The organism is Clostridium sp. ETTB3 (assembly GCF_053571985.1).
In genome coordinates this window covers 468,383-494,637 of sequence record NZ_CP199832.1, presented here as the reverse complement: position 1 = coordinate 494,637, position 26,255 = coordinate 468,383, and the positions used below count along the sequence as shown (strand labels likewise).

Genomic DNA, 26,255 nt, shown 5'->3' with positions numbered 1-26,255 from the left:
TATACAAAAAATACTAGCTATCTTAATTAAATTAAAACAGCTAGTATTTTTTTATTTAGATATGCTTTTTAAATAAGTTGTTATAAATTGATCTATATCACCATTCATTACTGCATTAACATTTGATGTTTCTTCATTAGTTCTATGATCCTTAACCATATTATAAGGATGGAATACATATGATCTAATCTGACTTCCCCATCCCATATCCTTAAGCTCTCCAGTTAAATCTTCTATTTTTTCTTTATGAGCTCTTTCCTTAAGTTCTATAAGCTTAGATTTAAGCATTGACATTGCTGTATCTTTATTAGCAAACTGACTTCTTTCATTTTGGCATTGAACTACAATTCCAGTTGGAATATGAGTTATTCTAATTGCTGATTCAGTTTTATTAACATGCTGACCACCAGCTCCACTTGCCCTATAAGTATCTATTTTTAAATATTCAGGTCTAATTTCTATATCTTGATCTTTAGTTAACTCTGGTAATACCTCTACAGAAGCAAATGATGTTTGCCTTTTGCCATTTGCATTAAATGGAGATATTCTTACTAATCTATGTATACCTTTTTCAGCTTTAAGATATCCATATGCAAATTCACCTTTAACTCTTAATGTAGCACTTTTTATTCCAGCTTCATCACCTTCAAGTAAATCTAATGTTTCAACCTTATATCCTTTTTTTTCGCACCATCTTGTATACATTCTAAGAAGCATAAGTGTCCAATCATTTGCATCACTTCCACCAACACCTGCATGTAAATTTAATATAGCATAATTTTTATCATATTCTCCAGATAAAAGAAGCTCTATTTTATATTCATCAATTTTCTTTTCAATATCTTTTATTTCAATAATAACCTCATTAATAGTTTCTTCATCATCTTCTGCTAATTCAGCTAAAACTTCAACATCATCTAATCTTCTTACTAAACTTTCATATCTATCTATCTTATCTTTAATACTTTTACTTTCCTTAGTAACTTCTTCTGCCCTTTTTATATCATCCCAAAATCCTTTTTCCTGCATTTGAAGTTCAAGTTCTTGAAATCTCTTTTCTAGGCTTTCCTTGTCAAAGTGAAGCCCCCATTTCCTTTAATATTTCCTTTAATGATGGAACCTTTGCAAGCTCCTGCTCTAATTTTATTAACAAAAAATCACCACGCTTAACTAGTTTGTAGCTATTATTAAAATTCCCCTAGGAATTTCTGTTAGTTTCAAGTTTTAAATGACAAGCTACAAGTTTAGGTATAAATATATTTTTAGCAACTCCACAAGGCGCTTCTTCCTTAGCTACTTATCTCTCTTTCCACTTGTCACTAACTATGCTTCTCTTCCACAACAGTTCTTATATTTTTTACCACTTCCGCAAGGACATAAATCATTTCTTCCAAACTTATGGTCGTTTTTTATAGGTTCTTTCTTCAAACTATTATCATCTTGCCCATGGCTTGCTGATGTTTCTTTAGCAACTTGCTCTCTTTCAATAGGTCTTTCAACTCTTACATGGAATAAGAATTTAACTGTTTCAGTCTTAATTCCCTCAATCATTTCCTCAAACATTGCACTACCTTCCATTTGGTATGCTTGAATTGGGTCTTGTTGCTTATATGCTCTTAATCCCATTCCTTGTTTTAAATGATCCATATTATCTATATGATCCATCCATTTTTGGTCAACAACTCTTAAAAGAACTACTCTTTCAATTTCTCTTAATTGCTCTTCACCAAATTCAAATTCTTTACCCTTATATATTTCCATAATAGTTTCTGTTAATTTATTTTTTATTTGCTCATTAGATAAATCAGCTAATTCTTCTACTGTTACAATTCCATGAGGTAAGCATATTTCTTCTAAATATTGAAGTAATGTTCTCACTTCTGCTTCTATATCTTGAACTTCTCCACTTAAATGTGAATTAACTGCATCAGATATAACTTCTTCAATCATTCCTTCTATTTGCTCTTTTAAGTTCTTACCTTCTAAAACTTCAGTTCTTTGTCTATAAATAACTTCTCTTTGAAGATTCATAACATCATCATATCCTAAAAGATTCTTTCTTATATCAAAGTTATTTCCTTCAACCTTCTTTTGTGCATTTTCTATAGCCTTAGTAACCATCTTACTTTCTATAGCTTCAGTTTCTTCTAAACCTAACTTATCAATAACTCCTTGAATTCTTTCTGAACCAAATATTCTCATTAAATCATCTTCTAATGATATAAAGAATATTGATTCACCAGGATCTCCTTGACGTCCTGATCTACCTCTAAGCTGATTATCTATTCTTCTTGATTCATGTCTTTCAGTACCAAGAACTTTTAATCCACCAACTTCTCTAACACCTTCTCCAAGCTTAATATCTGTACCTCTACCTGCCATATTAGTAGCTATAGTAACCATTCCTAATTCACCAGCATGAGATATTATTTCTGCTTCTTGAGCATGATATTTAGCATTAAGAACTTGATGTTTTATTCCTCTTTTCTTTAATAAAGATGAAATATATTCTGACTTATCAACACTTGCTGTACCAACAAGAACTGGTTGATTTTTTTCATGTGCTTTAACAATTTCTTCAATTATAGCTTTATATTTTCCTGATTCATTTTTATAAACCATATCTGATTTATCTATTCTTTGAACAGGTCTATTAGTTGGAATAACTATAACATCTAAGTTATAAATTTCTCTAAATTCATTTTCTTCAGTTAATGCAGTACCAGTCATTCCTGATAATTTAGCATACATTCTAAAGTAATTTTGGAATGTAATTGTAGCTAAAGTTTTTGATTCCCTTTGAATCTTAACTCCTTCTTTTGCTTCAATTGCTTGGTGAAGACCATCTGAATATCTTCTACCTTCCATAAGTCTTCCTGTAAATTCATCTATTATAACTATTTCATTGTCCTTAACCATGTAGTCTTTATCATCCTTCATAGTATAATTAGCTTTTAATGCTTGTGTAACATAATGTTGTAATTCTAAATTTTGAGAATCTGCATAATTTTCAATTCCAAAATATTTTTCAGCTTTTACAATTCCATCATCAGTTAATAATACTGCACTTGCCTTTTCATCTACATTGAAATCTTTTTCATTTATTAATGTCTTAACAAAATTATCAGCAACATTATAGAACTTAGTAGACTTATCACCCATTCCTGAAATAATAAGAGGTGTTCTAGCTTCATCTATTAAAATAGAATCTACCTCATCCACTATACATAAATTAAGTTCTCTTTGAACTCTATCTGCCATATGAATAACCATATTATCTCTTAAATAATCAAATCCAAATTCATTATTTGTTCCATAAGTAATATCACAACCATAAGCTTCTCTTCTTTGTTGTGGTGTAATTCCATGAATTATACATCCAGTAGTTAATCCTAAAAAACTATATAAAACACCCATTTCTTCCATTTGTGTTTTTGCTAAATAGTCATTTACTGTTATAACATGAACACCCTTACCTGTTAAAGCATTTAAATATGCTGGTAAAGTAGCAACTAAAGTTTTACCTTCCCCAGTTTTCATTTCTGCAATTCTTCCTTGATGTAAAACCATACCTCCAAGTAATTGTACTCTAAAATGCTTCTTTCCAAGTACTCTACTTGAAGCTTCTCTACAAACTGCAAATGCTTCTGGTAACAAACTATCTAAAGATTCACCTTTTGATATTCTATCTTTAAATTCTATAGTTTTTGCTTGTAATTGTTCATCACTTAAGCTTTGCATACTATCATCTAATGCTTCTATTTTATCTGCAATTAATTGAAGTTTTTTAACTTCTCTTTCACTATATGTTCCAAATATCTTTTCTAAAAACCCCATAACATATTTCCTTTCAAGATTAATTTTTTATGTAAATTTAGACAAATTTAAATTAAATACTTAATTTTAAAATTTTATATATTTAATTTACCTATATAAAATTATCTTTTTTATTTTTCACTTAATAAATTATATCATTTATACTATTTATAATTCAACAGAAATGTATATTCATAAAACCAATTTAGTACTTTAGATAAAAATAAAAGGAGCCTTATTAAAAAGCTCCCATTATTAATTAAATATAATCAGGTTCTAATAAACCATAATTTCCATCTTTTCTCTTATATATTACATTGATATTTTCTGTATCACAATCTTTAAATACAAAGAAGTTATGTTCTACTAATTCCATTTGCAATATAGCTTCTTCAGCACTCATTGGCTTTATATTAAATCTTTTAACTTTTACTATTTCTCCTTCGTTGTCATCTTCTTCTGATGCAACTTCATCAAAATTACCAAATCTTAATGATTCATTACTTCTTCTTTGTAACTTTGTTTTTTGTTTTCTAATTTGTCTTTCAAGTTTATTTTCTACTAAATCTATTGATTTATACATATCATCAGTAGATTCCTCACATCTTAAAATTACTCCATTAAAAGGTATTGTTACCTCAAAAATTTGGCTATTTTTTTGAACTGTTAATGTTGCTCTTGCAGTTACATTTGGTTCAAAATATTTATCCATCTTTGAAATCTTTTTTTCTACTATTTCTCTCAATGCAGGTGTTACGTTAATATTCTTTCCAATTACTGTTACTCTCATAAGGTCAACCCCTCTCTTTAAGTTCTAATTATATTTGTTAAGATTTCAATATTTACTATATGTATATATTACCATTTTTCTTCTCATTACTCAAATATCTTTTTCTGAATTTACAGAAAATTTAAACTTATTATCTCTACATAACTCCTTTTTTCTTTCCTTTTCTTAATATTTTACAAAAAAAAAAACATCAATTCTTTCGAATTGATGTTTTTTTATAAAGTTAGCTGACCTGGATTTTGACCCCACACTCGCCTGCTGGAGCTTTTGCTACCCGGAATTAACCTCTCACTACTAACACTCTCAGTATTTCTACTGGCAGGACTTACTTCTATACCGCACCATGCTCATTAACTCTTTGTTTAACTTACGTGGATCGTTTCGCCTGCGACTGGCATCGACTTTCATCCACAGACCTAACTTTACATTACTATTATATATCGCTTTTTGCAATTGTCAATACAATAATCCTTTTTGCGCCATTATTTTTCAATATTTTTTTACATTCATTTATTGTTGAACCTGTTGTCATTACATCATCTATTAATATAACCACTTTATTAAATATATCCCTATTATCTTTTATTTTAAAAGCTCCTTCAACATTAATTCTTCTTTCATCTTTACTTAATGTTTTTTGCTCCTTAGTATGCTTAATCTTTAATATACAATTGCTAATAGGAATATCAAGTAAATACCCAATTTTGTACGCTATAAATTTACATTGATTAAATCCCCTATTTTTAATTGCACTTTTAGTCATTGGTACATAGCAAATTACATCAGCCTTAATTTCATTTTTATTTATTATTTCTAATATAAATTTAGATAACACTTCTCCTGCTATAAAATTTTTACTATACTTAAATTCTAAAATTAATCTTTTTAATATACCACCGTAAAACCCATAGGAAATAGCTTCTTTATTTGCCAAATTTACGTTTTTTATTTTACTTCTACAATAATCACATATTCCTACAAATCCCTCTGTTTGGCATATTATACATTTTTCTTCTCTTGGATAAATTATATCTAATAATTCCTCTCCTACTTTTCTCAATAATTTAAGTATTGTTTTTCCCATAAACTTTTATTAAACATCCTCGTTATAACTTTAGCTTTATCCATTTCTTCTGAAACTTCTCTTGATACCATTATAGCTTCACATTGAATATCTTGAGACATATTTACAGCCCCACAAATATAAAGTATTTTTTTATATGAATAATATATATCATCTGCAAACAACATTATCACATTTAAATTTGGAATGTTTCTAATATATTGTCCACAACTATTAGTTATTATGAACAATGTATTACTATATCCTTGGATTATATCACTAACAAATTTAAAATCTTGATTTTTATTATACCTCACAACTCTTATTTCTAATGACTTCAATGTACTACAATAATGATTATACACTTTATTTAACTTTTCCTCTGATGGAACTACAATTAATACTATTCTTTTATTTTCTTTAAACCATTTAAAATACTCAAATAATGAAAGAGGTATATTTTCTTCTAACTTTATTCTAGTATTCATTAATCTAGGTTCAATTATAGGATATTTTTTCATCATATAATTTATTTCTAATTTTTCTCCAATTGGAAAAATATGATCACTTGCATAAATTATAATTTTATTACAATTCCAATATATTTCTTCAACAGCTTCTCTAATATATTCATTGCTTACCTTTGAAAATAAACTTATATCATCAAATATTACTAAATCATAAAATTCAGTTACTTCACTTATTTCTTCAATAAATATATATTTAAAATTATCTTTTAATTTTTCTGACTCTATAATACCATCTACAAAATTATTTAATTCTTTTATCTTTTCAGAAGCATATTTTTTTTCTCTATTGCAAAATATATAAAGTATATTTTTGTTCTTACATATTGTCTTATTAATTATATTTGAAAAAACTGCTATTGTATTAAATGGTCTTGTTTTTATAGATAAAACCTTTGTCTTTTTTGAATCCCATTTACTTATTTTCTTAAAAACATTACTCAATTCCTTATAATTCATAGTATCAGACTCCATTATTTATTCTTCCTTTATCTTATCATCAGATATAATATCTAAAATTCTTTCTTTTAATGATGAATATCTCTCCATACTATTTGTATTATCTACCATATACTTTAATGCCCTTTGATTTCCAACTACTACAACTAATTCTTTTGCTCTTGTTATTCCTGTATATAATATATTTCTATTCATCAAAAATGCTGAACCCATAAATGCTGGTGTTATTATTACTTTAAATTCACTTCCTTGACTTTTATGAATAGTAATTGCATATGCTAATTCTAATTCTTCAACATATAGGTTGTCATATACTATTCTTCTTTCATCATCAAATACAACTGTTACTGTTCTATTTTCTTCACTAATTGACTCAATAAAACCCATATCTCCATTAAAAATACCTACACCTTCATTATCACCATATCCATTTATTCTATTCCATTTTAATGAATAATTATTTTTAGTTTGCATTACCTTATCGCCTTCTCTAAAAACACTATCCTTAAACTTTCTTTCCTTTTTATCTTTACTAGGAGGATTTAATATAGATTGAAGTTCATTATTTAAATTATCTACCCCTAAAATTCCTTTTCTAGTAGGTGAAAGTACCTGAAAATCCCTTATCTTATTCCACTTAGAGTTGAAAAGAGGCAATCTTCTATTTACTAAATCTAAAATAGTTTCTAAAATTTCTTCATTACTTTCTCTATTATCAAAAAAGAAATCTCCGCCCTTTTTATTTAAATAAGGTAGTTCACCATTATTTATTCTATGCGCATTTGTTATAATCATGCTTTCTTTTCCCTGTCTAAATATATCCTTTAATCTAACTACCTTAATAAATTCACTATCTATTAAATCCCTTAAAACATTTCCTGGACCTACTGACGGCAATTGATCTGCATCTCCAACTATTATTAGTCTTGTTCCAAGTTTAATTGCCTTAAGTAAACTATTCATAAGCATTATATCAATCATTGATGCTTCATCTACTATTATTACATCACCTTCTAGTGGCTCTCCTTCACCTCTTCCAAAGAATGAATTTTCATTATCACTCACTCCCATTTCTAATAATCTATGTATAGTTTTTGCTTCTCTACCAGTTGATTCTGTCATCCTCTTAGCTGCTCTTCCTGTTGGTGCTGCCAAAAGAACCTTCATTCCATTATTTTCATATATTTCTATTATACACTTAATTATTGTTGTCTTTCCAGTACCTGGACCACCAGTAATTATTTCAATTCCATTTTCAAAGGCACCTAATATTGCTTCTTTTTGAGAATCTGCAAATACTATATTATTTTTTCTTTCAAAACTTGATATTTCAAAAGTAATATCAGAGTTTATAGTTTGAAAGTTTTCAATGCTTAAGGTAATTATCTTATTAGTTACTCCTAATTCACAAAAATAATATGGTAATGAGTATACAGCTTCAATTTCATTTATCTTTTCTATCTTTATTTTTCCTTCTAAGACACTATTATATATATTAACTTCTATTAACTCTTTATCTACACTTAAAACCCTTTGAGCTTCATTTATAAGTTTATCCTTTGGCATATATGTATTTCCAAGCCCTGAAAAACTATTTAATGCATATTTTATTCCACTTTGTACTCTAAAATCTGATATAGGTTCAATTCCTAAGCTTTTTGCTATTCTATCAGATGTTAAAAAACCAATTCCTGAAATTTCATCACTTAAAATATATGGATTTTCAGATACAATATTTTGTGCATCTCCACCAAATTTTTTATAAATTTTTAAACATTGATTTATAGTTACCCCATGTTTTTGAAAAAACATTATTATATCTTTGAGTTCCCTAGTTTCTAAATATGATTGATAAATAATATTATATTTTTTCTTCCCAATACCTTCTACTTCTTTTAACCTTTCAATATTATTATCTAATATATTTAATGTTTCTTCTCCAAAAGCTTTTACTATTTTTTTAGCTGTTACTGGTCCTATTCCATGAATTATTCCTGTGCTTAAGTATTTTTCAATTTCTTTTGTGGATGTTGGTAAAACTTCTTTATATTCTTCTACATTAAATTGTCTTCCAAATTGCTTATGTTTAATCCATTCACCCTTAACCTCAATTTGCTGCCCTTCTTTTATTAATGGCATTGTTCCTACAATTGTATTTACTTCTTTATTAGCTGTAATTTTAGCTACTACATAACCAGTATCCTCACTTTTAAATATTACAGCTTCAACTAAGCCATCTAATATCTCCATATTATCGCTCCAAACATTTTATTTTACTTATTAATATTATATAATTATAACATAAGTGAAATTTTCTTTGTTAAATTAGAACTTACTTATTCACTTATACATTATTAGCATGTAATAAAATTGTTAAACATTATTCTGGAGGTCTATTTATATGTTATTAAAAAATTGTAATATCGTTTTTCTCGATAAAATTGAAAAGGGATCTATATTAATTGAAAACGATATAATAAAGGAGATAAATCCCAAAATTATAAATACTAATGAGGAAATAGACTGCAAGGGTCTCTATGTTGCTCCTGGATTTATCGATGTTCATATTCATGGTGCTAGTGGATATGATACTATGGATGGTACATTTGAAGCAATAAATGAAATTTCAAAAACAATTTGTAAGTTTGGTACTACTTCGTTTACTCCAACAACAATGACAATGTCTGCTTCAGACATATTAAAATCTATGTTAGCTATTAAGAAAGCTAAAATAGAAGGTACAGATGGTGCACAAGTTTTAGGTGCTCACTTAGAAGGACCATTTATTAGTCCTGGTGCCATAGGTGCTCAAAATTCTAACTATCTAATTAAGCCAAGCTATGAAAACTTCGAAGCTATGACAGGAGATGCAATGGATGCTGTAGTGTCAATTACTATGGCCCCTGAAGTTGATGGAGCAAAAGAATTAGCTAGTATATTAACTGAAAAAGGAATCCGTTGTTCTATAGGTCATACTAAAGCTACTTATGAAGAAGCTATTGAAGGTATAAAAAGTGGATTTTGCCATTCAACACACTTATTTAATGCAATGACTGGTTTTACCCATAGAGAACCTGGAGTTGTAGGCGCAACTTTTGATACTGATATAACTACAGAAACAATTTCTGATGGTATTCATATATCTTACCCATCATTAAGAATTGCTTATAAACAAAAAGGAACTGATAAAACATTATTAGTTACTGATGCAATGTGTGCTTGTGGAATGCCTGATGGAAAATATGCTTTAGGCGGACAACCTGTTATAGTAAAAAACGGTGCTGCTAGACTTGAAAATGGAGCATTAGCTGGATCTGTTTTAACTCTTAATAAAGCAATAAAAAATATTTATGAAAATACTGACTATCCTTTATACGAAATAATTAAAATGGCTTCTTACAACGGAGCAAAATATTGTAAGGTTGATAATAAAAAAGGGCAAATTAAAGAAAATTTTGATGCTGATTTAGTTGTTTTTGATGAAAATATTGATATTAAAATTACTATAATTGGTGGTAAGGTAGTTTATTCTAATTAATATTTTTTACTCTAGAAACTTTGTATTAATTTCATCATAAGATACTTAATCTTTTAATTATAATAAAAAGCGAAGACTTATGTCCTCGCTTTTTATTATAGGTATTTCTTTATTTCATCAACTTTATTTAATTGTTCCCAAGGTAAATTTAAATCATTTCTACCAAAGTGACCATAAGCAGCTGTTTGTCTATATAAAGGTCTTCTTAAATCAAGATCTCTTATAATTGCTCCTGGTCTTAAATCAAATACTTTTTCAACAATGTTAGTTATTTCTTCATCACTTAACTTACCTGTTCCAAAAGTTTCAACTTCAATAGATACTGGCTTTGCAACACCTATTGCATAAGCTAATTGAATTTCTAATTTATCAGCTATACCAGCTGCAACTAAGTTCTTAGCTACCCATCTTGCTGCATAAGCTGCTGATCTATCAACCTTTGTTGGATCTTTTCCTGAGAATGCACCACCACCGTGTCTTCCATATCCTCCATAAGTATCAACTATAATTTTTCTTCCTGTTAATCCACTATCTCCTTGTGGTCCTCCAACAACAAATCTACCAGTTGGATTAATGTAATATTTAGTTGATTCATCTAATAATTCAGCAGGTATAACAGCTCTTATTACATGCTCCATTAAATCTTCTCTTATTTGTTCTTGACTTACATGTTCATCATGTTGAGTTGATATAACTATTGCATCAATTCTTACTACCTTATTATCATCATATTCCACCGTTACTTGAGTTTTACCATCTGGTCTTAAATATGATAAAGTTCCATTTTTTCTTACTTCTGTTAATCTTCTTGATAATCTATGTGCCATAGCAATTGGTGAAGGCATATATTCAGGTGTTTCATTAGTTGCAAACCCAAACATCATTCCTTGATCTCCAGCACCTACAGCTTCAACTTCATCATTTTCTCCCTCTCTAGATTCTAAAGCCTCATCAACTCCCATTGCAATATCACTTGATTGTTCATCAATAGATGTTAATACTGAACAAGTATCACAATCAAATCCATATTTAGCTCTATCATATCCAATTTCTTTAATTGTGTTTCTAACTACTTTAGGAATATCTACATAACAAGATGTTGATATTTCCCCCATTACTAGTACCATTCCTGTTGTTACTGCTGTTTCACAAGCAACTCTTGCCATTGGATCCCTTGCTAATATACTGTCTAAAACTGCATCCGAAATTTGGTCACATATTTTATCTGGATGCCCTTCTGTTACTGATTCTGATGTAAATAATCTTTTCATTTTGCTTAGCTCCTCTCATTCTGATATTAATTCTAAGCAATAAAAAAAGTCTCTTGCAAAAAGAAGAGACTTATTATTATCTAATGTCTTCTTATCTTGCAAATTAAAAATTCTGCAGGAATTTGCACCACGTCTACTAGTTTCAAATATTATTACTTGTCACTATCAACAGGTTGCCGGGTTTCACAGGGCCTTTATCCCTCCACCTCTCTGGATAAGAACTAATATCAAATTTTATTTCTAAGAACATTTTATACATATATCCATACTATGTCAATAATTTTTTATTTTTATGTATAACTAATATATAAAAAAAGCATGGTATAAACCATGCTTAAATGGTGGGGGAGGACGGATTCGAACCATCGAAACGAAACGTAACAGATTTACAGTCTGCCCCCTTTGGCCTCTCGGGAACTCCCCCATTTTTGGAGCTTCATGTCGGAGTCGAACCAACAACCTGCTGATTACAAGTCAGCTGCTCTGCCATTGAGCCAATGAAGCTTATTTGGTGGAAACAACAGGGATCGAACCTGTGACCCTCTGCTTGTAAGGCAGATGCTCTCCCAGCTGAGCTATGCTTCCATAATTAATTTGAAAATTTTAAATGGTGGGGGAGGACGGATTCGAACCATCGAAACGAAACGTAACAGATTTACAGTCTGCCCCCTTTGGCCTCTCGGGAACTCCCCCATTTGGAGCTTCATGTCGGAGTCGAACCAACAACCTGCTGATTACAAGTCAGCTGCTCTGCCATTGAGCCAATGAAGCATATTAACAAATTTCAATTTCATTAATTTTCAAGTTATTAATGGTGGGGGAGGACGGATTCGAACCATCGAAACGAAACGTAACAGATTTACAGTCTGCCCCCTTTGGCCTCTCGGGAACTCCCCCATTTTTGTTTTATAACTTTGTGCCGTTCGTTTTGTTACTGCCGAACTGACAAGGACTAGTATATAATTAAACCAATTATATTTCAACCACTATTTTAGCCTATTATCCCTAATTATATGTAATTAAATTTAAATTACTCTCTTTTTCTCCATTTTAATATAATTTTCTTTTTATACTTTAAATATATTTCCCTTATATTTTAGTAACACATTTATTTTTAATAAATATAGTATAAGTACAAGGATAGCATTTTAATATATTTTTATTTAATTATAAAAATATAAACTTTATTTTTTATAAAAATTATATTATTGCTTTATAAGTCATATATTTATATGAGATAAAATTTCATGAAGAATTTTAATATATGCTTCCTTATTTATAACAAATAAAAATAATCTTCATTATAAAGATAGGGGTGAATTATTTGATTAAAAGGAAATTTAATTATAAATCTAATTTAGCTTACTATGAAATTGCTGAATTTATGATAAAATATATTAATCCTAATAGTATTATAGTTTGTATTGGTACTGATAAATGTGTTGGTGATTGTTTGGGACCACTTGTTGGAACATTTCTTGAAGAACATAATTTTCCCTTACCTGTATATGGAACATTAAAGGATCCTATTCACGCATTGAATTTAGATAAAAAACTAGAAGAAATAAATAAATTACACCCTAATGCATGTATAATAGGAATAGATGCTTGTCTTGGAGATACAAATTCCATTGGCGAGATTCATACACGCGATTATCCAATTCATCCTGGAAAGGGTGTTGGAAAATCATTACCTGATGTTGGTGTTGCCTCAATAATTGGAATAATTGATTCTAGCGATGCAGCTGAATTTTTTACTTCTCGCAGTATACGACTTCACTTAGTATTTGAAATGGCAAAAGTTATTTCTAACGGCTTAATTAATGCCTATTATCTAAATTCGTTATCAAATAAACAATGCTAGAACTGTACTACTTCTAGCATTGTTTATTTTAAAAACCAAACTCTAATCTATTAAAGTAATTTCCTTATTAGTAAACTCATTGTCCAATTTTGATGCATATTTAAGCACCTCTCCAGTTCCTAATGCTACAGCTTCTATAGAATTACTTGCAACATTAACCTTAATGCCTGTACTATCTTCGATAAGCTTATCTAATCCATCTATTAACGCTCCTCCACCAGTCATTAATATCCCTCTTTCGATTATATCTGCGGCTAATTCTGGAGGAGTTTGCTCTAAAACAGATTTTACACTTTCTAAAATCATTGAAACCGGCTCCATTAAAGCTTCTCTTAATTCTTCAGTTGAAATTAAAACTTCACCAGGTAACCCAGTTATTAAATTCCTACCTTTTATACTTGTTGATATATTTCTCGAATCTTTAAAAACTGATCCTACACTAACTTTTAAATCTTCAGCAGTCTTTTCTCCGATTAAAATCTTATATTTCATCCTTACATATTTAATAATTGCTTCATCAAACTTATCTCCAGCTACTTTTATAGACTCTCTAATAACTACTCCACCTAAAGATATAATTGCAATATCAGTTGTTCCTCCACCAATATCAACTATCATATGACCATTAGGCTGTGTTATATCAAGTCCAGCTCCAATTGATGCTGCTAATGGCTCCTCTATTAAATTAACCTTTTTAGCTCCTGAATTAATAGCTGCATCTATAACAGCTCTTTTTTCAACTTCTGTTGCTTCTGATGGAATACAAACTACAACTCTAGGTGCAATTACTCTTCTCTTTCCTAATGCCTTTTTTATAAAACTTTTAAGCATTTTTTCTGTAATATCATAATCTGATATTACCCCATCTCTTAATGGCCTAACCGCTATAATATTTCCTGGTGTTCTCCCTATCATTTTTCTTGCTTCTTCACCAACAGCTAAAACTTTATTATTATTTCTATTAATTGCTACAACTGAAGGTTCTTTTAAAACTACTCCCTTGCCTTTTACATATACAAGTACAGTAGCAGTGCCTAAATCAATTCCTAAATCGCTACCAGCTCTCCAAAACCACATTTTATTCACTCCTATATATACTAAAACTTCGAAATATTTGTTTTTTCTTCAAATTTATTCATTTTTATTATATATGTAATGAATTTATCATTCAATATCTTTATAGGTCATTTGCTTTATATTTCATTTTTGTGGCTTTTCCACCTCTAATATGCCTTTCTGATTTATTTAACTCTAATATCAAATGTGTCTTTTCTGCTATTGCTGGATTTATCTTAGGTAATCTTTCTGTCATATCCTTATGAATTGTACTCTTGCTTACTCCAAATACTTTTGCTGTTTTTCTTATTGTTGCCTTTGAGTCAATAATATATTGAGCTACTTCTAAAACTCTTTCTTCTATATAGTCTTTCAAAATTATACCTCCTTAACTTACATCTATTTATTATTTACTTAATCTTCAAAAAAATTCATAATATCTAAAATTAAATAATTTATATAAGTATCAGTCATTTAAAATGACTGATACTTAGTAAATTATTTAGCAATAAAATAAGCACTTGGATCAACATCTTTTCCATTTACATCTTCTACTTGAACATTTAAAACATCTCCACAAAGCTTTGATGTAAATATTCCTGAAGTATTTCCTACAGTACCTATTTCAGTACCAGCGCTAACTACATCTCCAACGGCTACTTTGACATCTTCACTTAAGTTAGCATATTTTGTTTTTAATCCATTTGCATGAGCAATAACTACAAATGTTCCGTCTGTAGTGTTGCTTGATACTTCTTCAACCTTTCCTTCTGCAGCTGCTTTAACAACAGTCCCTACAGCAGCATTTATATCTATTCCCTTTCTAGATGTATCTTCAGTCTTATTTTCATCTGAATAAGTTCTTATCATCTTTCCAAATTCTCTTGAAATAGCTACTTCACCATCTATAGGAAATGATAATACTACATTGTTATCAGTTCCTGCTGAAACATCAACACCAGCTTCTTGATCTAAATTATTATCTTGTGAAACTTGTTCTCCATTATCATTTGCTACTTTATTTTCATTGTTTATATCATTTGTATTATTAGTAATATCTTTTTGAAGTGATTCTTCATTATTTGCTAACTTATCATTACTTTCCACTCTTTCAGCATTTTGCTTATTAACATTTGAATCAACTTCTGAAGAATTACTGTCTTGAACATCATTTAAAGATAATTCATTACTTGTTTTATTTTGCTCCTTAGCAACAGAATTTTTCTTAATAGTAAATGCTGCTATAGTTGCAACTACACATAGACATACAAGTAAAACTAAGTAAAAGCCCTCCTTTCTGAAAAAGTCCTTTACTTTATTTTTTTTATTTTGGTCCATTTCAACACCTCCTTTCTTGTATTCTTACCTAAAAAATTAAATTAATTCAATTTAAATCCAGTTTTTTTACGTCAAATTTATATAAAAAAAAACAAAAAAGGGGCTGTCGCACTAAAAATTTTATATACAATATATTGTTTTAAAAAATAAAAATCAACACAATATATTGTAGTATTTATTCTTAATGCGACATTCCCTTTTTGCAACATATTTTTATAGAATTATTATTGTTCAAACCTTAAATTTTGTATTTTAATTCCTGTATAATAATGCTTTAATATTTCATCATATTTCTTCCCCTCTTTTGCCATAACATTAGCCCCATATTGACTCATACCAACATCATTACCATATCCAATACAATTAAATTTAACTACATTATCATTTATTTCATAATTAAAATTAATAGAATTTAATCCTAATAAAAGCATAAACTCATTTCCACTAATAACTTTATTTCCTACCTTAATTTCTAAAACCCCTCCTGAGTCGCTTCTAGATAAAATTTCAATACTTTCATTAATATTATCTAAAGTTAACTTAGCATTAGGATACTTACTATTTATTATATATACTAATTTACCTACTGTAATTTCTTTTATCGTATTATAATTAGGGGAATCTTCCTCTCCAAGACTATCCACAGGCTTAAGATATGGAATTTTTCCAATTCCAATTATATCTGATGCTTCCGTCTTTCCTGAACTAACTAAAAAAGTTAACGGATATAATATTATTTCATTATCATATGTTAATACCATTCCTCTTGTTGACTCAACTGCACTTTGCACCTTATTCCAATACCTTTCTCCATTTTCATCTCCCCATTTATTAATCAATTCATTTTTTGATGAATAAACCTGACAATGTGCTGAGTTACATATATCTGCTCCATTAGCCTCATTACAATGCTTTATCTTCTTATTTATGGCATACGTTCTTGATATTATCGCTTGACTCTTTAAAGCCTCATCATTAAAACTAATTGGCATTATATTTGCAACTACACTGCATATATATTCCTCTAAATCAACCTCTTCTATTCTATCTTCTAATGTAATATAAACTGATATTTTATCATTACTATTAATAGCTACTTCATTATTTTCCTCATTTACAACTTCCTCACTAACATTACTTACATAATCATTATTACTATTACTTAAATTAGCACTATCATTTTTTTTCTTTAATAGACTTACATTAATATCTGCTTTCATGGTTATCATAGGTATTATTATCATAAATAATATAATACAAAAACTAGTAATAAATATTAACTTAAACCTTATATCTCCCTTAAATTTAATTTCCTTCATAATACCCCCAGCCACTAATATTACATCTATATATATGTTTTTATATATTAAATAATTCTATTTCCAAAGTTAATATTCTCCACAATTTATAATTTTCATTCAATAAATAGTTACTTTTTATAAAACAAAAATAAGGAACCCCTAAGGCCCCTTATTTATGAATTCTATATATTTCAGCTCCAAGCTTCTTAAATTTTTCTTCTATATTAGTATATCCTCTATCAATATGATAAACTTCACCTATTTCAGTTTCTCCATTTGCTACTAATCCAGCTAATATCATTGCTGCACCTGCTCTTAAATCAGTTGCTTTAACTTCACACCCTGTAAGTGTTGATACACCTTCTACTATAGCTATTCTTCCATCAATTTTTATATTTGCTCCCATTCTTCCTAATTCGCCAACATGCATAAATCTATTTTCAAATACTGTTTCAGTTATTACACTAACTCCTCTTGTAATTGATAATAAAGCCATGATTTGAGCTTGCATATCTGTTGGAAATCCTGGATAAGGCATTGTCTTTATATCAACAGGCTTCTTTTCCTGGGTTCCATCTACAATCATCTTTTGTCCATCTATACTACAATAAACTCCACATTCCTTTAATTTTTCAATAGTTGGCATTAAATGCTCTTCATTAACTCCATTTATTGTTATCTTACTATTAGTAATTCCTGCTGCAACCATAAATGTTCCAGCTTCTATTCTATCAAATATAGGTGTAAATGGTTCTGGCTGTTTTAATTGTGATACACCATGTATAGTAATTTTTCCATATCCTGCTCCTTCAATTTTAGCACCCATAGAATTTAAAAATCTTGCTAAATCCCATATTTCTGGTTCTTCTGCTGCATTTTCTATTACTGTAATCCCCGGTGCTAAAATAGCTGCCATCATAATATTTTCAGTAGCTCCTACTGAAGGAAAATCTAAATATATTCTATTTCCATGTAACTTATCAACTTTAGCTTCAACATATCCATATCCAATTTCAGATTCTATGCCTAATGATTTAAAGCCCTTTAAATGTAAATCTACAGGTCTACTTCCAATATTACATCCCCCAGGCATTGATATTTTACATCTACCAAATCTAGCTAACATAGGTCCCATAACTAAAAAAGATGCTCTCATTTTTCTAATTAATTCACTATTAGGATCCACTTCCTTTAAATTTAAAGTATTTATCTTTAAATCCCCTGTTATTGATGAAAATTGCACTTCACAATTTAACTCTCGTAATAAATTAATTAAGACAGTTACATCTTCTAACATAGGTACTTTTTTTAAAATTATTTCAGTTGGATTTAAAATAGTTGCAACTATAATGGGTAATACTGAATTTTTTGCAATACTTATATCAACCTCTCCTTGAAGCTTTCTCCCACCTCTAACTATGATTTTTTCCATATTATCCTCCATATTTATTGTTAGTATGTTACAAAAATTACTGGTGTTCCTATAATTAAATACGAACCTGTATCATATTTAATTCGTCCAATGTTTATATCTTGATCATTTTCAGATATAGCCTCTGAAATATAACCATTATTTATATTTAAAGACTCTTTTATTTTTAAATGTAAATCTTCTTCTAAATCATCAATTGGCTTTTTCCCTTCTGTATTTATCTTTCCCTTAATAAAAGAAAAATACCTTTCATTTATAAAATTATCACTTCTTATTTCCTTAGATAATTCATTCAAATCCTTTTCTATTTTATTAACATCATTATTTATTAAAATAATTTGAACTTTTGTTAAATCTCCATACTTATAAATATTGACATCATAATTGATGCCATCTTTTTCTGCATTAATACTATTATTTTCTTCTATATTTATTAAATAATTATTTCTTTCAAAAAGTTCCTTTATCCTTAAATATTCATTCTTTAAGGACTCACTTACTGTATATTCAACTTTAATTCCATTTTCAACAAAATCATAATTATCTATTACGTATTTTTCAATTTTTTCAAAATCATTATTTTTTGCTTCACATTTGTATTCTTTATTATTAATAACTAATAGAGAAAAGATTAAAAGAAATATTAAAAATACCTTTTTCATATTACATATCCCCTGCCTTTCCTCTAAAATTATTGTCCAAACTATATTTTTTATACATAAATATTTTTCTTACTTTAAAATCATTTGTGAATTTAAATAGTTTATCTAATATCATATATATTACTAAACTTATAAAATAGTTCTTTTTATTCTAAATTTAATATAATTCTCTACTAAATTCGTCTATATATTTCATTATATTCAATACTTAAAAGATAATTATATAAATTATTTTTTACAAAAAAAAATAAGAAAATCACTTTTTAGCGATTTCCTTATTTAAACATAATTTATTTTAATTTCAATCTTGCCTTTGCTCTTAATAGCGCTCTATTTGCTCTTTCTATATCGATACGCTCTTCTTTATTATTTAATCTTTCTTTTGCTCTCTTTAAAGCTTCTTCAGCACGATTTACATCAATTTCATCAGGAAAATTAAAAGAATCACAACAAAAATTAATTGTATCATCCTTAATATATACAATTCCTGAAGATGTAAATAATCGTTTCTTTTCACCTGTACTTGTTGTATAACTACTTACTGTTGGAACAGTAGCAACTATAATTGGTGCATGATTTGCAAGAAATTCAATATTTCCATTGCTTTCTGATGTTGATAAGCTAATAACTTCCTCAGTTAATTTTTCACGTCCTGGAGCTACAATATTAAGTTTTGCTGTCTTCCCCATAAATTACATCTCCTATTTCATATTCTTAGCTTTTTCTACAACTTCTTCTATAGTTCCAGCAAATAAGAATGCTGATTCTGGTAAATCATCATATTTACCTTCTAATATTTCTTTAAAGCCTCTTACAGTCTCCTTAACTGGAACATATCTTCCCTTCATACCTGTAAATTGCTCTGCTACTGTAAATGGTTGAGATAAGAATCTTTGAATTCTTCTAGCTCTTGCAACTACAGCCTTATCTTCATCTGATAATTCATCAACACCTAAAATAGCAATTATATCTTGTAATTCTGTGTATCTTTCAAGAATATTCTTTACTTCTGTTGCAACTTCATAATGCTCCTTACCAACTATTCTTGGATCAAGAATTCTTGAAGAAGATTCTAATGGATCAACAGCTGGGAATATTCCTAAAGATGAAATAGCTCTAGATAATACTGTTGTAGCATCTAAGTGCGTAAATGTAGTTGCTGGTGCTGGGTCAGTTAAATCATCCGCTGGAACATATACAGCTTGAACTGATGTTATTGAACCATTTTTTGTTGAAGTAATTCTTTCTTGAAGAGCTCCCATTTCTGTTGCTAATGTTGGCTGATATCCAACTGCTGAAGGTATTCTTCCTAATAAAGCTGAAACTTCTGAACCAGCTTGTGTAAATCTAAATATATTATCTATAAATAATAAAACATCTTGTCCTTGATCTCTAAAATATTCAGCCATTGTTAATCCTGTTAATGAAACTCTCATTCTCGCTCCTGGAGATTCATTCATTTGACCAAATACTAATGCAGTTTTATTAATAACACCTGAATCCATCATTTCATGGTAAAGATCATTTCCTTCTCTAGATCTTTCTCCTACTCCTGTAAATACAGAAATTCCACCGTGTTCTTTTGCTATATTATTAATTAATTCTTGAATTAATACAGTTTTCCCTACTCCGGCTCCTCCAAATAGACCAATCTTACCACCCTTTTGATATGGAGCAATTAAATCAATTACCTTTATTCCTGTTTCAAACATTTCTGGTTCTAAAGATTGCTCCTTAAAGCTTGGCGCTGGTCTATGTATAGGATATGTTTCATCAGCTTCTATAGTTCCTTTATTATCTATAGGTGTTCCTAAAACATTGAATAATCTTCCTAATACATTTTTACCTACTGGTACTGATATTGGCTTGCCTGTATCTACAGCCTTCATACCTCTTCTTAATCCATCAGTAGATTCCATTGCTATTGCTCTAACAATATCATCTCCAACATGTTGCTCAACTTCTACAACTAACTCTCTATCACCCATATCAATTTTAATTTCATTGTATATGTTTGGTAAAGAAGTTTCATCAAATTTTATATCAACTACAGGTCCAATTACTTGAACTACTTTTCCAATTTTATTTTCAGTCATACTTCTTCCTCCTTGCTACTTTTGAGCTTCGGCTCCCCCAACAATTTCTGAAATTTCTTGCGTTATTATACCTTGCCTAATTCTATTAAACTTTATATTAAGACTTTGCAATATATCATTTGCATTTTCTGTAGCACCATCCATTGCTGTCATTCTAGCACTATGTTCACTTGCCTTGGCATTTAACATACATGTTTTAAGTTGACTCTTTAAATACATATCAATTGCATTTTTAAATACAGCTTCTTTATCTGGTTCAATTATATATTTTCCATCTTCACAGCTTTCATTTTCTATAGGCAATATTTTAACACTTTTTACTTCTTGTTTAACTGGAGAAATAAATTCTGTATATACTATATTTACTTCAGAAACTTCTCCTTTTTCATATAAATATATAGCATCATTATATATCTTATTAACATCCTTAGTAGCAGGTATATCTGGTAAATCTACATATTCAGCATATGTACTTATTCCATATCTTGAAGCATATGAAATCCCTTTACTTCCAGCAATAACAACCTTAGCTCCACCACTTTTCTTAACTAAGTTATTTAAATACATAATTATATTATTATTATAACCTGAACATAATCCTGTGTCTGAAGTTAATACAATATATAGCTTATCTCCTTCGAAGCTTTTATAATAAATTGAGTCAAAATCTTCTGGCATACTAGCAGCAACTTCATTAATAACTTCTGTACACAAATTATTATATTGCTCATTAGCTACAAGCTCTTTTCTAGCTTTTCTGAGTTTAGAAGTAGCAACAAGCCCCATAGCTTTAGTTATTTTTCTAGTACTTTCAACTGACTTTATTCTTCTTTTAATTTCTATAAGTCCCGCTGCGCCCACTGTTTTACCTCCTAAAGAATTGCATAGCTATAAAAAGCTATGCATCTTTTAAAAATTCTTTCTTAAATTCAATTATACATTTTTCAATGTTTTCTTTTAAGTTATCACTTAATTGTTTTTCATCTATTATTTGCTTTAATACATCTCTATGATGTGTATCCATAAATTCTAAGAATTCATCTTCAAATCTTCTTATATCTTTTACTCTTATATCAGATAAGAAATCATTTAAAGTTGCATATAATATAACTATTTGCTTTTCAACATCCATAGGCTTATATTGCTCTTGTTTTAATACTTCTAATATTCTTTTACCCTTTTCTAATCTTCTCTTAGAATCAGAATCTAAGTCAGATCCAAATTGAGCAAAGGCTGCAAGTTCTGTATATTGTGCAAGCTCTAATCTTAAAGTTCCTGAAACTTGTTTCATTGCTTTAATTTGAGCATTACCACCAACTCTTGATACTGAAATACCTGCATTTACTGCTGGTCTTTGTCCAGTATTAAATAACTCACTTTCTAAGAATATTTGACCATCAGTTATTGATATTACATTAGTTGGAATATATGCTGTTACATCTCCTGCTAATGTTTCTATTATTGGAAGTGCAGTTAATGATCCTCCACCATGCTCTTTAGATAACTTTGCAGCTCTTTCTAAAAGTCTTGAATGGATATAGAATACATCTCCTGGGTAAGCTTCTCTTCCTGGTGGTCTTCTAAGTAATAATGACATTGTTCTATAAGCTACTGCATGCTTAGATAAATCATCATATATTATAAGAACATCTTTCCCCTTATGCATGAAATATTCACCCATACTACATCCTGCATATGGAGCTAAGTATTGAAGTGGTGCACTTTCTGATGCAGTTCCTGCAACAATTATTGAATAATCAAGTGCTCCCATTTCCTCTAATGTATTAACTATATGTGCAACTGTTGATTGTTTTTGTCCAATAGCTACATATATACATATTACATCTTTACCCTTTTGATTTAAAATAGTATCTACTGCAATTGCAGTTTTACCTGTTTGTCTATCACCAATTATAAGTTCTCTTTGTCCCTTTCCAATTGGAACCATAGAATCAATTGCCTTAATACCTGTTTGTAATGGCTCATTTACTGAAGATCTATCAATAATGCTTGGTGCTGGAACTTCTATTGGTCTAGTTCCTGAATAATTAATAGGTCCTTTACCATCTATTTCTTCACCAAGTGGATTTACGACTCTTCCTAAAATCCCTTCCCCCACAGGTACTTCAACTATTTTATTTGTTCTTTTAACTATGTCGCCTTCTTTAATTCCTTCTTCAGATCCTAATAAAACGCATCCAACGTTATCTTGCTCTAGATTTAAAGCCATTCCATATACATTGTTTGGAAACTCTAAAAGTTCACCTTGCATGCAATCATCTAATCCATAAACTCTGGCAATTCCATCACCAATTTGGATTATCGTACCTGAATCAGAAGTTTTTATTTGATTTTCATATCTTTGTATTTCTTTTTTTATGATAGATGTTATTTCTTCTGGTTTTATATTCATGCAATCACCTCTATTCCGTAGTAAGCATTAGCTTTTTCAAGTCTTCTAATCTTGTTTTTACAGTTCCATCTATGATGTCATTTCCTATTCTTACATAAATTCCACCTAAGATTTCTGGATCTATTATTTTTTTCAATATAATATCTTTGTTATACTTCTTTTCAAGCTTTTCTACTAAGGAATTATATTCATATTCTTCTAATGGAATTGTAGTTTTAACAATTCCTTGCAAAACATTTAATTTGTCTAAATGGATTTTTTCCATTTCTTTTAATTTTTCTTTTAAGAATAATATTCTATCTTTTTCTATTAATATTAATAAAAACGATAAAAGTTCTTCATCTATTTTTCCTTTAAAAATATTAATAAAAACTCTCTTTTTTTGTTTCGTACTTATTTGAGGATGCTTAATTACTTCTTGAAACTCTTCATCCTTGTCAATAAGCTCGCATATTTCTCTTAAGTCACCCAGATATTCATCAACTTTCCCATTTTTTTCAGCAACTTCATATAGTGCAAGGGCATATCTTCGGTCTAAATATTCATACATATTTAATTACCTACCTCTGAAATAAACTCGTCAATTAACTTTTTATTTTTTTCTTCATCAATATTCTTTTCAATTACTTTCTTAGAAAGTTCTAAAGCTAAATCTATTGCTTCTTTCTTTAAAGAATATTCTACTTTTTCTCTTTCTCTATCAATTTCAACTCTAGCTCTTTCAATAATTAAATTTGCTTCTGATTTTGCATCTTCAACAATTTCATTATAAACTTTTTCAGCCTTTTTCTTATGAGCCTCTGTAATTGCTTTTCCTTCTTCTTTTGCTCTATTCAATGCTCTCTCATTTTCAATTGCAATCATTCTAGCTTTATCTGTAGCTTCCTCAGCACTATCAAGCCTATCATTTATATAATCTTCTCTTTCATCTATTATTGCTTTAACTTTACCAAAAAAGAAATGTTTTAGTATAGCTAAAAGAATAATAAAGTTAATAACTGAGGCTAATATTAATCCTAAATTTATTTCCATTTATTTCTTTCGCCTCCCCTTTGGAGTACTTAATATTTTTAATAATTAGCTTAATCCAACGAATATTAAAATGATTGAAACTAATAATCCATATATAGCTGTTGCTTCAGCAAAACCTGCTCCTATCATTAAAGCTGTTGTTATCTTACCACTTGCTTCTGGTTGTCTAGCTATACCTTCTACTGCCTTTCCTGTTGCATTTCCTATTCCTATAGCTGCTCCTACACCTACTAATACTGATATTGCAGCTGCTAATGCTCTTACTGAAATTTGATCCATAATAAATTCCTCCTAAACTTTGTTTTTTACTTTAGTCTTTTTGATTAATAAATAAATTTAATAACTAAATCATTAATTTAGATTTTTTGCTTAGTGCTCTACTGTTATCTTTATATTTATCATTGTTAACATTACAAAAATAACCATTTGAATACAACCATCAAATATATCAAAATATGCATGTAGTGGCACTGGTAGTCCAATTTGTGCAATCCAAGCAATCTTATCCAATGATTCATAAACTAATTCTACTAAGAATGATGCTGCCAAGATATTACCAAATAATCTTAATGATAATGATACTGGAAGCATAACTCTTTCAATTACATTTATTGGTAACATCATAAGCATTGGTTGTCCATAACCTAAGAAATAATGCCCAATTCCAATTTTTTTCATTGTATATCCTTGAATTACTACAAATGATATTAAACCTAATGCAAGTGTTACACTAAAGTTATTGGTAACAGGTGTTATACCAACTAAACCTAACAAATTCATAGTAACTATAAAAACTGCTAATGTTCCTATAAATGGTATCATATCTCCATACTGTTCACCCATATTTGCATTTACAACATTTTGAATTGTGGTATATATGTATTCTACTACCACTTGTTTTTTTCCAGTAGGCCTACGTTTTAAATCTTTTGTTGCCCACCATGCCAATATTCCTATTAATAATACAAGTACTAATTGAATTATAGCTTCTGGCTTAATATCAATTGCTAGCTTTCCAATATTAAAAGAAAAAATAGGATGAGTTAATTCCATCTACTCACTTCCTTTCCGACTTCTTATCCAGCTAAAAATTATAATAGGGAAATGTGAAATAAATCCTCCCAAGTAAGTTAAGAGATAGAATAAATTTTTTGCAAACAACATTGCAAATAATGCTACGCACAATATCCTAATTATATAACTTAATGGAAATATAATTTTTGGAATAGTAGTTACTCCATTTAAATTCTTGTCCAAAATAATTCCACTTACTAAAAAATTAGCTATAGAAACCGCCAATCCAAATAAATATATAAGTGAAATATTTGTCCCAAAAAAACAATAAAGAATAATAGATATACATATCCCTAACACAATATCATATTTAACTGAATTCTTTAATAATAGCTTCACTTCAGTAGTCATCTATCATCCTCCTATTAATCGTATGTTATTATACGCCTCCCTTAAAATTAATGTAAATCTTATTTTACTCTATTTTTTATAGTTTTCAGCTATATTTTGCCTTTATAACTCAATACTTCTTTATTACTTACCTAAATTGCTATTTTTAAGCATTTTCTTTTTTTTTGACAAA

General features: G+C 29.0%; 23 protein-coding genes, 6 tRNA genes and 1 riboswitch. Of the genes, 2 read left to right on the top strand and 27 right to left on the bottom strand.

Features of this window, described 5'->3' with window-relative positions; translation table 11 throughout:
- Positions 1-51: 51 nt before the first annotated feature.
- The 6 genes from prfB to recD2 form a co-directional block, all read right to left on the bottom strand.
- Positions 52-1,153 (bottom strand): peptide chain release factor 2 gene (prfB, locus tag ACUN06_RS02450; RefSeq protein ID WP_291731903.1). Its coding sequence is split into 2 segments (ribosomal slippage): positions 52-1,074 and positions 1,076-1,153, totalling 1,101 coding nucleotides; the frame shifts between segments, so codons are not numbered across the junction.
- Between the two features lie 170 nt (positions 1,154-1,323).
- Positions 1,324-3,837, bottom strand: coding sequence for a preprotein translocase subunit SecA (secA, locus tag ACUN06_RS02445; RefSeq protein ID WP_449390043.1), 2,514 nt, complete (start codon positions 3,835-3,837; stop codon positions 1,324-1,326).
- Between the two features lie 238 nt (positions 3,838-4,075).
- Positions 4,076-4,606, bottom strand: a complete 531-nt coding sequence (hpf, locus tag ACUN06_RS02440) for a ribosome hibernation-promoting factor, HPF/YfiA family (RefSeq protein WP_291731899.1) — start codon at positions 4,604-4,606, stop codon at positions 4,076-4,078.
- A gap of 433 nt (positions 4,607-5,039) precedes the next feature.
- Positions 5,040-5,690: a ComF family protein gene (locus ACUN06_RS02435; protein ID WP_294162511.1), complete on the bottom strand. Its 651-nt coding sequence runs from the start codon at positions 5,688-5,690 to the stop codon at positions 5,040-5,042.
- The gene (locus tag ACUN06_RS02430) at positions 5,663-6,655 is read right to left on the bottom strand and encodes a hypothetical protein (protein WP_294369072.1); all 993 of its coding nucleotides are present in this window, start codon (positions 6,653-6,655) and stop codon (positions 5,663-5,665) included. The genes ACUN06_RS02435 and ACUN06_RS02430 overlap by 28 nt, the downstream gene beginning before the upstream one ends.
- A gap of 18 nt (positions 6,656-6,673) precedes the next feature.
- On the bottom strand, positions 6,674-8,905 hold the full coding sequence (gene recD2 / locus ACUN06_RS02425; protein ID WP_449390042.1) for an SF1B family DNA helicase RecD2: 2,232 nt from the start codon (positions 8,903-8,905) through the stop codon (positions 6,674-6,676).
- Positions 8,906-9,056: 151 nt separating this feature from the next.
- Between recD2 and nagA the strand changes: the two genes are divergently transcribed.
- Positions 9,057-10,193, top strand: coding sequence for an N-acetylglucosamine-6-phosphate deacetylase (gene nagA / locus ACUN06_RS02420; RefSeq protein ID WP_302542676.1), 1,137 nt, complete (start codon positions 9,057-9,059; stop codon positions 10,191-10,193).
- A gap of 95 nt (positions 10,194-10,288) precedes the next feature.
- Here nagA and metK read toward each other — a convergent pair whose 3' ends face one another.
- The 7 genes from metK to ACUN06_RS02385 all read right to left on the bottom strand — a co-directional run bounded on the left by metK (position 10,289) and on the right by ACUN06_RS02385 (position 12,361).
- A complete protein-coding gene (gene metK, locus ACUN06_RS02415) occupies positions 10,289-11,464 on the bottom strand; it encodes a methionine adenosyltransferase (RefSeq protein WP_449390041.1) in 1,176 nt (391 codons plus the stop codon).
- An 88-nt stretch (positions 11,465-11,552) separates the two neighbouring features.
- Positions 11,553-11,685: riboswitch (SAM riboswitch) on the bottom strand.
- Between the two features lie 118 nt (positions 11,686-11,803).
- Positions 11,804-11,888: transfer RNA gene (locus tag ACUN06_RS02410), tRNA-Tyr, on the bottom strand.
- Positions 11,889-11,893: 5 nt separating this feature from the next.
- A tRNA-Thr gene (locus ACUN06_RS02405) sits at positions 11,894-11,968 on the bottom strand.
- Between the two features lie 5 nt (positions 11,969-11,973).
- Positions 11,974-12,049, bottom strand: a tRNA-Val gene (locus ACUN06_RS02400).
- 23 nt (positions 12,050-12,072) lie between these two features.
- Positions 12,073-12,157 (bottom strand) — tRNA-Tyr (locus ACUN06_RS02395).
- 3 nt (positions 12,158-12,160) lie between these two features.
- Positions 12,161-12,235: transfer RNA gene (locus ACUN06_RS02390), tRNA-Thr, on the bottom strand.
- A 41-nt stretch (positions 12,236-12,276) separates the two neighbouring features.
- Positions 12,277-12,361: transfer RNA gene (locus tag ACUN06_RS02385), tRNA-Tyr, on the bottom strand.
- A 427-nt stretch (positions 12,362-12,788) separates the two neighbouring features.
- Between ACUN06_RS02385 and yyaC the strand changes: the two genes are divergently transcribed.
- Positions 12,789-13,328 carry a spore protease YyaC gene (gene yyaC / locus ACUN06_RS02380; RefSeq protein WP_291736268.1) on the top strand — a complete coding sequence of 180 codons (540 nt, stop codon included), beginning with the start codon at positions 12,789-12,791 and terminating at the stop codon, positions 13,326-13,328.
- A gap of 42 nt (positions 13,329-13,370) precedes the next feature.
- Here yyaC and mreB read toward each other — a convergent pair whose 3' ends face one another.
- The 14 genes from mreB to ACUN06_RS02310 all read right to left on the bottom strand — a co-directional run bounded on the left by mreB (position 13,371) and on the right by ACUN06_RS02310 (position 25,711).
- The gene (mreB, locus tag ACUN06_RS02375) at positions 13,371-14,405 is read right to left on the bottom strand and encodes a rod shape-determining protein MreB (RefSeq protein ID WP_291736266.1); all 1,035 of its coding nucleotides are present in this window, start codon (positions 14,403-14,405) and stop codon (positions 13,371-13,373) included.
- 100 nt (positions 14,406-14,505) lie between these two features.
- A complete protein-coding gene (gene spoIIID, locus ACUN06_RS02370) occupies positions 14,506-14,760 on the bottom strand; it encodes a sporulation transcriptional regulator SpoIIID (protein WP_291736265.1) in 255 nt (84 codons plus the stop codon).
- A gap of 122 nt (positions 14,761-14,882) precedes the next feature.
- The gene (locus ACUN06_RS02365) at positions 14,883-15,722 is read right to left on the bottom strand and encodes a M23 family metallopeptidase (protein ID WP_291736263.1); all 840 of its coding nucleotides are present in this window, start codon (positions 15,720-15,722) and stop codon (positions 14,883-14,885) included.
- Positions 15,723-15,946: 224 nt separating this feature from the next.
- On the bottom strand, positions 15,947-17,041 hold the full coding sequence (gene spoIID, locus ACUN06_RS02360) for a stage II sporulation protein D (RefSeq protein WP_294399709.1): 1,095 nt from the start codon (positions 17,039-17,041) through the stop codon (positions 15,947-15,949).
- Positions 17,042-17,192: 151 nt separating this feature from the next.
- The gene (murA, locus tag ACUN06_RS02355) at positions 17,193-18,455 is read right to left on the bottom strand and encodes a UDP-N-acetylglucosamine 1-carboxyvinyltransferase (RefSeq protein ID WP_291733648.1); all 1,263 of its coding nucleotides are present in this window, start codon (positions 18,453-18,455) and stop codon (positions 17,193-17,195) included.
- 20 nt (positions 18,456-18,475) lie between these two features.
- A complete protein-coding gene (locus ACUN06_RS02350) occupies positions 18,476-19,117 on the bottom strand; it encodes a hypothetical protein (RefSeq protein WP_291733646.1) in 642 nt (213 codons plus the stop codon).
- A 290-nt stretch (positions 19,118-19,407) separates the two neighbouring features.
- The gene (gene atpC, locus ACUN06_RS02345; protein ID WP_291733645.1) at positions 19,408-19,806 is read right to left on the bottom strand and encodes an ATP synthase F1 subunit epsilon; all 399 of its coding nucleotides are present in this window, start codon (positions 19,804-19,806) and stop codon (positions 19,408-19,410) included.
- Between the two features lie 12 nt (positions 19,807-19,818).
- On the bottom strand, positions 19,819-21,213 hold the full coding sequence (atpD, locus tag ACUN06_RS02340) for a F0F1 ATP synthase subunit beta (RefSeq protein ID WP_291733644.1): 1,395 nt from the start codon (positions 21,211-21,213) through the stop codon (positions 19,819-19,821).
- 15 nt (positions 21,214-21,228) lie between these two features.
- Positions 21,229-22,074 (bottom strand): ATP synthase F1 subunit gamma, encoded by an 846-nt coding sequence (gene atpG / locus ACUN06_RS02335; RefSeq protein WP_291733642.1) that lies wholly within the window; start codon positions 22,072-22,074, stop codon positions 21,229-21,231.
- Between the two features lie 37 nt (positions 22,075-22,111).
- Entirely contained in the window at positions 22,112-23,626 is a 1,515-nt protein-coding gene (gene atpA / locus ACUN06_RS02330) for a F0F1 ATP synthase subunit alpha (protein WP_291733640.1), read from the bottom strand.
- Positions 23,627-23,636: 10 nt separating this feature from the next.
- On the bottom strand, positions 23,637-24,176 hold the full coding sequence (locus ACUN06_RS02325; RefSeq protein WP_291733639.1) for a F0F1 ATP synthase subunit delta: 540 nt from the start codon (positions 24,174-24,176) through the stop codon (positions 23,637-23,639).
- Positions 24,177-24,178: 2 nt separating this feature from the next.
- Positions 24,179-24,658, bottom strand: a complete 480-nt coding sequence (locus ACUN06_RS02320; protein WP_291733637.1) for a F0F1 ATP synthase subunit B — start codon at positions 24,656-24,658, stop codon at positions 24,179-24,181.
- Positions 24,659-24,703: 45 nt separating this feature from the next.
- Positions 24,704-24,937: an ATP synthase F0 subunit C gene (atpE, locus tag ACUN06_RS02315; protein WP_291733636.1), complete on the bottom strand. Its 234-nt coding sequence runs from the start codon at positions 24,935-24,937 to the stop codon at positions 24,704-24,706.
- Between the two features lie 90 nt (positions 24,938-25,027).
- The gene (locus ACUN06_RS02310; RefSeq protein WP_291733635.1) at positions 25,028-25,711 is read right to left on the bottom strand and encodes a F0F1 ATP synthase subunit A; all 684 of its coding nucleotides are present in this window, start codon (positions 25,709-25,711) and stop codon (positions 25,028-25,030) included.
- Positions 25,712-26,255 lie beyond the last annotated feature (544 nt).

Excerpts from the sequence above, each read along its gene's own strand:
- secA (WP_449390043.1), bottom strand. The coding sequence starts at position 3,837 with ATGGGGTTTTTAGAAAAGATATTTGGAACATATAGTGAAAGAGAAGTT.
- hpf (WP_291731899.1), bottom strand. The coding sequence starts at position 4,606 with ATGAGAGTAACAGTAATTGGAAAGAATATTAACGTAACACCTGCATTG.
- ACUN06_RS02435 (WP_294162511.1), bottom strand. The coding sequence starts at position 5,690 with ATGGGAAAAACAATACTTAAATTATTGAGAAAAGTAGGAGAGGAATTA.
- ACUN06_RS02430 (WP_294369072.1), bottom strand. The coding sequence starts at position 6,655 with ATGAATTATAAGGAATTGAGTAATGTTTTTAAGAAAATAAGTAAATGG.
- recD2 (WP_449390042.1), bottom strand. The coding sequence starts at position 8,905 with ATGGAGATATTAGATGGCTTAGTTGAAGCTGTAATATTTAAAAGTGAG.
- nagA (WP_302542676.1), top strand. The coding sequence starts at position 9,057 with ATGTTATTAAAAAATTGTAATATCGTTTTTCTCGATAAAATTGAAAAG.
- metK (WP_449390041.1), bottom strand. The coding sequence starts at position 11,464 with ATGAAAAGATTATTTACATCAGAATCAGTAACAGAAGGGCATCCAGAT.
- mreB (WP_291736266.1), bottom strand. The coding sequence starts at position 14,405 with ATGTGGTTTTGGAGAGCTGGTAGCGATTTAGGAATTGATTTAGGCACT.
- ACUN06_RS02365 (WP_291736263.1), bottom strand. The coding sequence starts at position 15,722 with ATGGACCAAAATAAAAAAAATAAAGTAAAGGACTTTTTCAGAAAGGAG.
- spoIID (WP_294399709.1), bottom strand. The coding sequence starts at position 17,041 with ATGAAGGAAATTAAATTTAAGGGAGATATAAGGTTTAAGTTAATATTT.
- murA (WP_291733648.1), bottom strand. The coding sequence starts at position 18,455 with ATGGAAAAAATCATAGTTAGAGGTGGGAGAAAGCTTCAAGGAGAGGTT.
- ACUN06_RS02350 (WP_291733646.1), bottom strand. The coding sequence starts at position 19,117 with ATGAAAAAGGTATTTTTAATATTTCTTTTAATCTTTTCTCTATTAGTT.
- atpC (WP_291733645.1), bottom strand. The coding sequence starts at position 19,806 with ATGGGGAAGACAGCAAAACTTAATATTGTAGCTCCAGGACGTGAAAAA.
- atpD (WP_291733644.1), bottom strand. The coding sequence starts at position 21,213 with ATGACTGAAAATAAAATTGGAAAAGTAGTTCAAGTAATTGGACCTGTA.
- atpA (WP_291733640.1), bottom strand. The coding sequence starts at position 23,626 with ATGAATATAAAACCAGAAGAAATAACATCTATCATAAAAAAAGAAATA.
- ACUN06_RS02325 (WP_291733639.1), bottom strand. The coding sequence starts at position 24,176 with ATGTATGAATATTTAGACCGAAGATATGCCCTTGCACTATATGAAGTT.
- ACUN06_RS02320 (WP_291733637.1), bottom strand. The coding sequence starts at position 24,658 with ATGGAAATAAATTTAGGATTAATATTAGCCTCAGTTATTAACTTTATT.
- atpE (WP_291733636.1), bottom strand. The coding sequence starts at position 24,937 with ATGGATCAAATTTCAGTAAGAGCATTAGCAGCTGCAATATCAGTATTA.
- ACUN06_RS02310 (WP_291733635.1), bottom strand. The coding sequence starts at position 25,711 with ATGGAATTAACTCATCCTATTTTTTCTTTTAATATTGGAAAGCTAGCA.